The sequence below is a fragment of the Caballeronia sp. M23-90 genome (assembly GCF_053574605.1).
On the sequence record NZ_JBSIPA010000249.1, the window covers coordinates 1 to 9,530 of the forward strand.

Sequence of the window (9,530 nt, forward strand, 5' to 3'; positions counted from 1 at the left end):
GGCGTGATGTCGATCACCGTTGTACAGCCGCTGCACGTAGCCACCTGGATCGAACTGCAGACGCAGACGTTGTCGGCACCGACGGGCAAGCACAACCTGGCCGACCACAAGCCAGTCAAACAGGTGGCGAATGGCGGCCAGGTGCTGCTTGACCGTCGGTGCCGACAACGTCTGCGTCTGCAGTTCGATCCAGGTGGCTACGTGCAGCGGCTGTACAACGGTGATCGACATCACGCCTGCTTGCGCGCACCAGGCGAGAAAACCCCCAACAGCATGCGCATACGCACGCCGCGTATTCGGGTTGCGGATGTTGGACGCGAAAAACTCAAGAAACCGGACACTGGCCTGCTCGCCGGCGGCAGTGACCAGCGCCGGGGTGGGAATGGCATCGAGCGAGATGAGCTGGTTCATGGTCTTTTCGTACTCAAATGGACCTTATAGCCTGCGGCCGCGAGCTCGCTGACTAATTTCAGCTTCCAGCCGCCTCCGCTATCCATCGTTTCCCAAAGCACACCTTGGTAATCACTGGGTAGCTCAAGATCTCCGCTCTTGAGAGCACATACTTTGTTCCGGCCAAGGCGCCCAATAAAATACCCGAGTTCGAGCACGACATTCTGCCGTGCGCGAGGCTGAAGCTTACCGCCCTTCACGCACCCTTCATCGTCAGGTGTGAGCAGCACGACGGCAAACCCGACATCGCCGTGCGCCTCGAATTTCTCGATGATCGTTCGGCCCTGGTTGGCCTGCTCATGCAGGATGACCGGCTCGAAGTCGATGTGCTCAAGAAAGCGTGCGACGGTCTCGCGCGCTCCGTTGTCGTGGCCATGGACAACGAACACGCGCCGGGAAAGCGGCATCGATTTCGAATTGGTATTACTCACAGGCGATAACTGGTGCTCAATGTCCGCCAGCTCAGCCTGCAGGGAGGCCCGTGCCGACTGAAGAAGTCCGATGGACCGTCTGATGTTCTCTCCAACCTCCTCTCGAAGTTGGGCCTCCAATGCACCACGCTTAGTAAAAATGCCTGGCCGTCCAATGGACTCATACAGATACCCCGCGCCCTGAAAATGGCGATAGCGCGACGAGTTATCGCCAAAGCAACGCTCAAGCGTGTCGCGGATCCTGGCCTGCAAAGCGACAAGAATTTGCTTGTTGTCATCCGAATACGTCTGAACATCGATTGCGCGTAGTTGATCAACATGTTCGTCGAGTGCGCGAATCCGATGTGCAATCTGAGCTGGTGACAGGGAGGAAGGGGTAGCCGTGGCGCTCATCGAAGTGATCTTATCTATATGTGATAAAGGACATTATCATATATAAAAGGAGCTCTCTCGAAAAATTTTAAGGCGCTCAACTTGCGCATCGCCTACAGTGAAAAGGCCCATCGTTTCGATAAGGTCATGATGGATTTGGAAGCAACGGCGATGGATCGAAATCGTGGGAGGGTGCATATCCGTTCGTGATGTGCACTGAGACTTCGGATCACCGAAAAAGACTATAAGCCGAACTTAAATTTGGAGGTTTGTATCCTATGACTGAATGGACCGAAAACAAAAAGTGGTGTATGGATCTTTTGAAGAACGCAATTTCTTTTGTTGCTGCAGCGGCCATTACTCTATTTGTGATTAATCGAGTTCAAGACTCGCACGCCTTTGAGAACGCGAAGGCTACCGCATACTATTCAGAACGAGTGAAAGCCCTTGATGAATTCGAGTCCGCTGCGTTGAGATACGATTTATCTGCGCACACGGCATTTACAGATCTGTTTGAGTGGAGGTCGAAGCAAAAGACGTCAGCCATGCTTAAGTACGAGCAAGATGATTACCCTCGCTGGCTGCTTGCTCTCGAAACCGTCCAATTTCTTTTCGTGGATTGCGCAAATGCGGTACAAGCACTCGAAGACGCGGGGACTAGGCGCCACAAGATTTATCACGACAACGTAGTGGCACAAGTAGACCGGAATGGTGAAATTGATGAAAAGTGGAGGAGCGAGCAAGTCAACAATCTGTGGAAAGCGCGAAAAGAGTTCGACAATCTTACGGACGATATGGGACAAAAGAGAAAGCATCTAGTCGCGGGGATTCAGACCTCGTTATTCCCAATCAAAGACGACAAGTCGATAGCAACCGCCTGCGCTTCGCAAAAGACACCGCAGTGACTGGTGGTGATCGATGCGATCTCAGATTTAGGAAGGGCCATAGCAAGTAAATTTTCTTCGGCTAATCACAACGGAAGTCGTTAGTTTGTCTTCAAGCGGCGCAAGAAATCGAATTATCCAGGATTATTGCGAATATCGTAGCTGTTGAGCTAGAGATAAATGCTCCCGACACTGGCTTGACATAACACCTGTTGCGACTGGGGACAGCGGTTGGGCAACTAGGAGGACATAGTCGCACGGGATGCTCCTGTGAGTATGGCTGAGATGCTGCTGGGCGTACACTGGTCTGCCTGGCGTAGAAACTTCGCCGAGGTCAACCCCGAAGTTAGCGTAGTTGCTTGGATGCCATCCACAAACAGGAAAGTTTTCCGTGAAGCTGTTTTCAAGCGTAAAACTCGTGAGCGTTTCCTCTTGTGCGTACGCCTCGCCGATGGTGTTGTACCGATGTCCGCACTTCATTACGCACGAAATGGCTTCCCGCAAGTCGCCCCCCGTGTAGCAGCAACGCCCGGCGCACGATCCCATCTTCAGTCATCGTCATCTCCTGGATTGTGTCCTGCCGTGATTGGCTTCATAAGCCCAAATGTATCGTGAGACCTAACTGCAATACCTAGCGGCACCGCTGAGACTCTGCAACGCCGCTCCCATTGGCCTTCGTTATCGAGAATTATTTAACGACCCGTCGAGGTTTTTCAAGATGCAATCATCCGCCCAAGCGGCGATATGCGTTTAGGTGTCGTACAAGCCCCTGCTTGTCCCCGCGTATTTCGCTCAAACGCGCAAGATTAAAATGTGCGTCGGCGTGAGTGTCGTCCAGCGCAAGGCTTTTCTCATATGCAGTTGTCGCAGCGTCATACCGTTTTAGCTCCTCAAGTACAACGGCGCGATTGAAATGAAGCAGTGCGTCGTTGGGGAAATTTCGCAAAGCTTCATCGAATACGGAAAGCGCGTCCTCGCAACGAGTCTCGGCTTCGCACAGCAAGACACCCAGATTGATATAGGCGAGGTAGTGCGGATCCGGAGACAATTCCAATGCTTTGCGATATGCCTGCTCGGCGCCGAGAACGTCGGTGCTTGTCAATTGTTCCGCAAGCGCTACCCACTCGTCAGCCTGCTGTGCCCGGCTCTTTAAAGTTCGCGGCGTGGCGTCGAGAAACGCTACGTCGCCTTTGACAGGTGCGACCTCGAAATCTAGGAGATGTTGACCCGATGTCGCATCCCATTGATCGTCGCCTGTTTTGACAGCGATCGCGTCACCGACCGCGGTAATGCGAATCCCCGATAGCGGGAGTTCGTTAGGCAACTCCGCTTTTAATTTTCCAAGCGCGCGCAGTATTTTGCGCGACGGAATCTTCGATGATTGCAACTGAAAAGCCGTGCGCAACAGCACGACGTCCTGAAACGTAAATCGCAGCTCGTTGCGCTTGCCGCGCGTGGGCTGAACGAAGCCGGCGTCGATCAATCCCGACAACACGCGTCTCGAGACGCCAAGAATTGATTGCAGGCTGCGTAGCGTGTAGTCGTGTCCGGCATTGCGTTTAATCACTTGCGCGCCCGCACCTTTGCTGGCGTCGCTTCTTCGACCTTCGGGGGTGCGCGCTTGACCGGCCGGCGAGGTTTAGCCGCCAACGATTCCACTTCCGCAGGAGGCGCTTTGCGTGCAGCGGAGGGTTTCGCCGGCGCAGTTTTCTTCGATTTGTTCGCAGTCAGACTTGCGCGAAGCGCTTCCATCAGGTCGATCACCTGGCCACCCGACTGGCCATCAGATGCCTCTGGCGACACAATCTGTTTGCCGGCAATCTTTTGATCGATGGCTTCGAGGATCCGCTTTTTCTCCTCATCCTCATAGGCGGTCGGATCGTAGGCGTCTTCCGAGACCTGATCGATGATTTGCAGCGCCAGCTGCAGCTCCTTGTCTGTGACGGCCTCGTCTTCGATATGCAAATCGCTCAGTGCGCGCACCTCGTCGGCAAACAGTAGCTGCTGAAAAACCATGCCGTCTTCGGCGGGGCGGACCTGCACCACTCGGGTTTTCCCCTTATACGACCATTTGGCGAGCGCACAGCGCCCGCTTTCACGCATGGCTTGCCGCAGGAGGCTGTACGGTTTACCGCCGCGTTTGTCCGGGGCAATGAAATATGCCTTGTCGTAAAAGAGCGGGTCGACTGATTTTTCAGGTACGAAGGAAACGATTTCGACCACGTGAGTGGCTCCTTCCTCGAGCGCCTTCAGTTCTTCGGGCGCGAAGACAACGAAATTGCCTTTTTCAAACTCGTAGCCTTTTTTCATGTCCGCACGAGCGACAACCTCGCCGGTCGCCTCGGAAATGTATTGCTGCTTGACCCTGCCACCCTCCGGCGTCAGAAGGTTAAAGCCGACCCCGGAGGCGCTCTCGGTTGCTGAAAACAGCTTGACCGGGATGGAAACCAGGCCGAAAGAAAGCGTCAACGAAGCAATCGAGCGCGCTGCCATGGTTTTCTCTCCTGGTCGCCGGCGACAGAGCGCGCGGCTGCGGCATACGAGGGACGGGCGAGCGGCCGAGCCCGTTGGCTGTTTAGTTTCGATTTTCTTGATTATTAGCCGCAACATGAGAGCATGCAATATGCCCGGCACTGGTCCTGCGCCCTGACGGGCACGGACTGTGCACTTCCCCTGGACCGAGGAGAGCCGCCATGCCAGGACGATGGAGCACGACGCAAAAGCGCCAACGCCCGGTCGCAAACGATCCGCCTGGCGCGATGCCTTCGATCATTGAACCGGAGCTCGCGACACTGGCGAGTCGTCCGCCGGCATCCGGTGACTGGTCCTACGAAATTAAGTACGACGGATACAGGATGCTGATTCGCGTCGATGGCGGTTCCGTCAAACTTTTTACCCGGAACGGGCACGACTGGACCGATCGGATGCCGAAGCTGCGGGCAGCGGTTGAATCGCTTCCTGTCGAAAACGCGTGGCTCGATGGAGAGGCGGTAGTGCTGAACGCCAGCGGAACACCTGATTTCAATGCGCTGCAAAACGCATTCGACCGCAGAAGCACAGCAAAAATCGTCATCTTCCTCTTCGACATCCTTTGGCTCAACGGGGAAGATGTTCGCAGCGAGCCCTTGCGCACAAGGCGCCAGTTACTCCACGACCTGCTCGAAGAGGTTCACGATCCGCTTATCCGATACTCCGCGGACTTCGCTGAGGATCCGCAGTCGCTGGTCGCCTCCGCCTGCAAAATGAATCTTGAGGGAATCATCGGCAAGCGCGGCGATGCGCCGTATCGCTCTGGACGCTCAACCAACTGGGTCAAACTCAAATGCAATCTTCGCCAGGAGTTTGTGATCGCTGGCATCTCGGGCAACAAAGGCGCGAAATCCGGGGTCCGCTCGCTTTTGCTGGGTGTCTATGACGCCAGTGGTCTACTTCATTACGCGGGCAACGTCGCGCCTTCAGTCAAAGCATCACGCAACGACGCAATCTCCAAGCGTATCGAGCCGTTAAAACAGAAGAAGGCAGCGTTTTCCGTTGCTCCCGAGCCTGACCAGGACCGTGACTACATATGGTTGAAGCCCGAGCTCGTATGCGAAGTATCGTTTCTGGAATGGACCCCAAGCGGCGAGATCCGGCATGCGGTTTTCTATGCAATGCGCGAGGACAAACCTGCTCACGCAGTTGTGAAAGAGCAGGGCGCGGTGATACCCGGCGAGGAAGCAGCGCCTGACGACTTGAGGTCGTCTCGAGAGCGGACGGGTACGAAAGGGTCTGTCTTCATCGCGAATATCAAAGTAACGAACCCCGCCCGGGTTGTCGACGGCACTTCTGGCAAAACAAAGGTCGAGCTTGCTCGATACTACGACGACATCTCAGAGTGGGCGCTTCCCTATCTTCACAACCGGCCACTCACATTGGTACGGGCGCCCGACGGCATCAACGGCGAGCTGTTCTTCCAAAAGCATTCCGAGCGTGTGCGCATACCGGGTGTCGAAGAGCTTCCGGTTGAGCTCCATCCGCGCCATCCGCCGCTGCTCGTTGCAAACAATGCAGAATCGCTTGTAGGACTCGCCCAGATGAGCGTGGTCGAGCTGCATTCTTGGAACGCGGTCGCACCAGACCTAACCCATCCGGATCGCGTCATCTTCGATCTGGATCCTGACCCGTCGCTGCCCTGGTCGGCGATGCTCGATGCGGCCTCGCTCACCAAGCTCGTGCTTGACGAAATCGGACTCAAGTCATTCGCCAAGACGAGCGGCGGCAAAGGGTTTCATATTGTCGTTCCGCTCACACGTAAGCAGAGCTGGGCGGAAGTTAAGGGGTTCTCGCAAGCGCTTGCGCAACACATGGCGAAGGTCTTGCCCGATCACTTCTCAGCAGTCTTGGGGCCGCGAAACCGGGTTGGCAAAATCTTCATCGACTATCTGCGAAACAGCCGCGGTGCAAGTACGGTTGCGCCGTTCTCTGTTCGCGCGCGGCCCGGTCTGGCGGTGTCGATGCCCATTGCCTGGGACGAATTAAAAGACGTCACCGCTGGCGATCAATGGTCGATGAGCTCAGCACTTGCCCGGCAACGCTCGCTCAACAGCGATCCGTGGGAAGGCTATTGGCGAACCCGGCAGGGCATCACGGTAGCGATGCGCCGCGCCATCGGCATGCAGCGTTGATGTGTTTGGGCACACTCTTCGGTAAGCAGTTGCGTACGGCTACGAGCGCTGCGCGATTGCGTCCGCGCAGATGGCCAAGACGCGCTGAACCATGGTGCTTGATAAGTTCAGCGCCATATCTCCCGTGAATAACGCTTGAACGTGCGCCTGCCGGATCACGACCTTGGCTTTAAACAGGTCGCGTCTCGCGAGTCGTAACGCGAGCTGCCCGAGGTTGACTCGCTCAAGCCACGGCATCTTTACAGCGTTTCGTCTGAGCCAGAGCCGGCAACTCTCGACCACGTGGTCGACCCGCCATTCACTGGTCAAGCTATGCGACGCTGCAGCAGTCACGACCAGAAAGCACAACAATTCGGCGCGACGTTCATTCTCTACAAACATGCAACTCCTCATCTAGCGTTTCTGTTGGCCTTGCATCGCTTGGGTCATGCGCTGACTGCACCTGATCGCGGTGCCAATGCAACTTCCGTCACACCCGTTGCAATAGTGACGGTTGCGAACGTCCTCGGACGCCCTCCATGCGTTGTGATGGTCTGCTGGCGGCGTACCGACGGTGCGCCCGTTCTCACGGGCGTAAAACGTCGGCTCGCCGCTCTTCCCGCGAGACACCGCTTCGTCCACCAAGTCGCCGAAGGCTGCTCGCAGCTCCGCGACGAAGGCCGCCATCTCCGGCATCGGATGCTTTCGTCGAACAAGCTTATCCACAACAGCCTCCGCAATCGACTAAAAAGGGGCAATTCAGCGTTTCAAAACCCGTTATAGAATACTGTACATCCATACAGTATTGTCTGTCCATGAGCCGCCCGATCCCGATTACCGCCGACGCCGCAGGCTCATTTCTCATCGAAGTGCTGGCGAAGGTGCCCGCAGGCTTTCCCAGTCCGGCGCAGGACCATACGCAAAAGCGCATCGATCTCAATGACGTGCTCGTGCTCAACCCGATCGCGACGTTTCTGTTTCAGGTCGAAGGGGACTCGATGATTGACGCCAGGATCTTTGACGGCGACCGGCTGATCGTTGATCGCTCGATCGAGGCGGTCCATGGTCGTGTGGTCCTTGCCTGCGTTGACGACGAGTTCACGGTCAAGCGCTTGTACAAACGTTCGGGTGTCGTTCGTCTGCATGCCGCGAACCCGCTCTATCCCCCGATTACGTTCGTCGAAGGACAGGAAATGAGCGTGTGGGGCGTGGTCACGTGGAACTTGCGTCAGCTGCTGCATCCGCAGAAACGTCGATGACCACCTTTGCGCTCATTGACGGCAACAACTTCTACGTCTCGTGCGAGCGGTGTTTCAGGCCGTCGCTCATCGGCAAACCTGTCGTCGTACTCAGCAACAATGATGGGTGCGCAGTCGCGAGATCGCAGGAAGCGAAAGACCTGAAAGTGGGAATGGGGCAGCCGTATTTCCAAATTCGTGACCTCGAGCGCACCAGCGGCCTTATCGCACTCAGCTCAAATTACGCCCTGTATGCTGATCTCAGCGACCGCATGATGTCATTGATAGGCCAGTATTCGCCCGTCCAGGAAATCTACTCGATCGACGAATGTTTCCTCGACCTGGGCGGGTTTTGCTGCGACCTGACGACCTATGGCCTTCAGATACGCGCTCAGGTGCTGCAGTGGATCGGCATCCCGACTTGCATTGGCATCGGCCCCACGAAAACGCTCGCGAAAATGGCGAACCACATCGCGAAGAAAAATGTGGGCCGCCCGTGGTACGGCGTTTGTGACATCGGAATACTGACGGCAGGAGAGCGCGACAGTATCTTTGCGAGCGTGGACGTTGGCGAGGTCTGGGGCGTGGGCCGCAAAATCGGCGCGCGTCTGCATGAGATGGGTGTCGAAACGGTGCTGCAATTCAAACGCGTGAGTCCCTCGTTCATCCGCAAGCAGTTTTCCGTAGTGCTTGAGCGGACTCTGCTCGAGCTCAATGGCATTGCGTGCTACGGGTTTGAAGATGCGGGGCAGCCGCAGAAGCAAGTGCTTTGCTCACGCAGCTTCGGTCATGTCGTGTACACCCTCGATGAACTGACGCAGGCCATCACGCAATTTGTCGCCACTGCAGCAGAGCGATTGCGTCGTCAAGCGTTGCACGCCAATCAGGTCCAGGTTTTCATCCGAACAAGCCCGTTCAAACGCGACGACCCGCAATACAGCCGTGCCATCAATGTTCCGCTCGTTTCACCCACGTCGGACACGCTGACGCTGGTCGACTCGGCGTTGTTCGGACTGCGCCAGATCTACCGGGAAGGGTTTCGATATGCGAAGGCGGGCGTGCTGCTTCACGAGTTGCAATCAACGTCGATTGAGCAAGGCGAGCTCTTCGGTCGCGATGCCAGCCGGCAGGCGAAGATGATGGTGGCGCTTGATGCGATTAACGACAAGTACGGACGTGGGACATTGAAGGTCGGCGCCGTTGAGCAGCGCAGAACATGGCACATGAATCAGGACAAGCGCAGTCCCGCTTACACGTCCGACTGGGCAGCACTTCCGATTGTGCGATAGGACTGGTCGGTGGAACGGTGATCACCTCTTCGACCAGCGCTGGCCACGCGGGTATCATGGTTCACGAACAAGAGATGGAGAGCATTCGTCATGTGTTATGTATGAACGCATCCCATTTGCGCCAGTTTTTCGTGTGTTCCAACATGACAGAAAGGCTTGCAGCTATGTATCCGGCCTTGTTACAGCCGAGTGGCTGGCTGTGGGCCCCAATGAAATCCGCTGA

The 9,530-nt window shown here is 56.2% G+C and carries 10 protein-coding genes; 4 read left to right on the forward strand and 6 right to left on the reverse strand.

What is annotated here, in order from left to right:
• Together ACRXB1_RS21935 and ACRXB1_RS21940 are read right to left on the reverse strand one after the other, a co-directional pair.
• On the reverse strand, positions 1-411 hold a 411-nt coding region (locus ACRXB1_RS21935), incomplete at its 3' end, for a site-specific integrase (protein WP_449493198.1).
• Positions 408-1,274, reverse strand: coding sequence for a TIR domain-containing protein (locus ACRXB1_RS21940; protein WP_449493199.1), 867 nt, complete (start codon positions 1,272-1,274; stop codon positions 408-410). The genes ACRXB1_RS21940 and ACRXB1_RS21935, both read right to left, overlap by 4 nt.
• 257 nt (positions 1,275-1,531) lie before the next feature.
• On the opposite strand from ACRXB1_RS21940, the gene ACRXB1_RS21945 reads away from it, so the two are divergent.
• Entirely contained in the window at positions 1,532-2,158 is a 627-nt protein-coding gene (locus ACRXB1_RS21945) for a hypothetical protein (protein WP_449493200.1), read from the forward strand.
• A 703-nt stretch (positions 2,159-2,861) separates the two neighbouring features.
• On the opposite strand, the gene ACRXB1_RS21950 is transcribed toward ACRXB1_RS21945, so the two are convergent.
• Both ACRXB1_RS21950 and ku read right to left on the reverse strand, forming a co-directional pair.
• Positions 2,862-3,704, reverse strand: a complete 843-nt coding sequence (locus ACRXB1_RS21950) for a tetratricopeptide repeat protein (RefSeq protein WP_449493201.1) — start codon at positions 3,702-3,704, stop codon at positions 2,862-2,864.
• Entirely contained in the window at positions 3,701-4,630 is a 930-nt protein-coding gene (gene ku, locus ACRXB1_RS21955) for a non-homologous end joining protein Ku (protein ID WP_449493202.1), read from the reverse strand. Before ku ends, ACRXB1_RS21950 begins: the two co-directional genes overlap by 4 nt.
• A gap of 266 nt (positions 4,631-4,896) precedes the next feature.
• On the opposite strand from ku, the gene ligD reads away from it, so the two are divergent.
• Complete coding sequence (gene ligD, locus ACRXB1_RS21960) at positions 4,897-6,801, forward strand: DNA ligase D (protein WP_449493203.1); 1,905 nt, start codon at positions 4,897-4,899, stop codon at positions 6,799-6,801.
• A gap of 39 nt (positions 6,802-6,840) precedes the next feature.
• Here the strand turns inward: ligD and ACRXB1_RS21965 are convergent, their stop codons facing one another.
• Positions 6,841-7,182: a hypothetical protein gene (locus ACRXB1_RS21965; protein ID WP_449493204.1), complete on the reverse strand. Its 342-nt coding sequence runs from the start codon at positions 7,180-7,182 to the stop codon at positions 6,841-6,843.
• Positions 7,183-7,194: 12 nt separating this feature from the next.
• The gene (locus ACRXB1_RS21970) at positions 7,195-7,476 is read right to left on the reverse strand and encodes a hypothetical protein (protein WP_449493207.1); all 282 of its coding nucleotides are present in this window, start codon (positions 7,474-7,476) and stop codon (positions 7,195-7,197) included.
• Positions 7,477-7,595: 119 nt separating this feature from the next.
• Here ACRXB1_RS21970 and ACRXB1_RS21975 point away from each other — a divergent pair, with 119 nt between their 5' ends.
• Both ACRXB1_RS21975 and ACRXB1_RS21980 read left to right on the forward strand, forming a co-directional pair.
• On the forward strand, positions 7,596-8,039 hold the full coding sequence (locus tag ACRXB1_RS21975; protein ID WP_449493205.1) for a LexA family protein: 444 nt from the start codon (positions 7,596-7,598) through the stop codon (positions 8,037-8,039).
• A complete protein-coding gene (locus ACRXB1_RS21980) occupies positions 8,036-9,307 on the forward strand; it encodes a Y-family DNA polymerase (RefSeq protein ID WP_449493206.1) in 1,272 nt (423 codons plus the stop codon). The genes ACRXB1_RS21975 and ACRXB1_RS21980 overlap by 4 nt, the downstream gene beginning before the upstream one ends.
• Positions 9,308-9,530: the final 223 nt, after the last annotated feature.

What these genes read in the sequence shown, in the direction of transcription:
- ACRXB1_RS21940 (WP_449493199.1), bottom strand. Translation starts at nt 1,274, where the DNA reads ATGAGCGCCACGGCTACCCCTTCCTCCCTGTCACCAGCTCAGATTGCA.
- ACRXB1_RS21945 (WP_449493200.1), top strand. Translation starts at nt 1,532, where the DNA reads ATGACTGAATGGACCGAAAACAAAAAGTGGTGTATGGATCTTTTGAAG.
- ku (WP_449493202.1), bottom strand. Translation starts at nt 4,630, where the DNA reads ATGGCAGCGCGCTCGATTGCTTCGTTGACGCTTTCTTTCGGCCTGGTT.
- ligD (WP_449493203.1), top strand. Translation starts at nt 4,897, where the DNA reads ATGCCTTCGATCATTGAACCGGAGCTCGCGACACTGGCGAGTCGTCCG.
- ACRXB1_RS21965 (WP_449493204.1), bottom strand. Translation starts at nt 7,182, where the DNA reads ATGTTTGTAGAGAATGAACGTCGCGCCGAATTGTTGTGCTTTCTGGTC.
- ACRXB1_RS21970 (WP_449493207.1), bottom strand. Translation starts at nt 7,476, where the DNA reads ATGCCGGAGATGGCGGCCTTCGTCGCGGAGCTGCGAGCAGCCTTCGGC.
- ACRXB1_RS21975 (WP_449493205.1), top strand. Translation starts at nt 7,596, where the DNA reads ATGAGCCGCCCGATCCCGATTACCGCCGACGCCGCAGGCTCATTTCTC.
- ACRXB1_RS21980 (WP_449493206.1), top strand. Translation starts at nt 8,036, where the DNA reads ATGACCACCTTTGCGCTCATTGACGGCAACAACTTCTACGTCTCGTGC.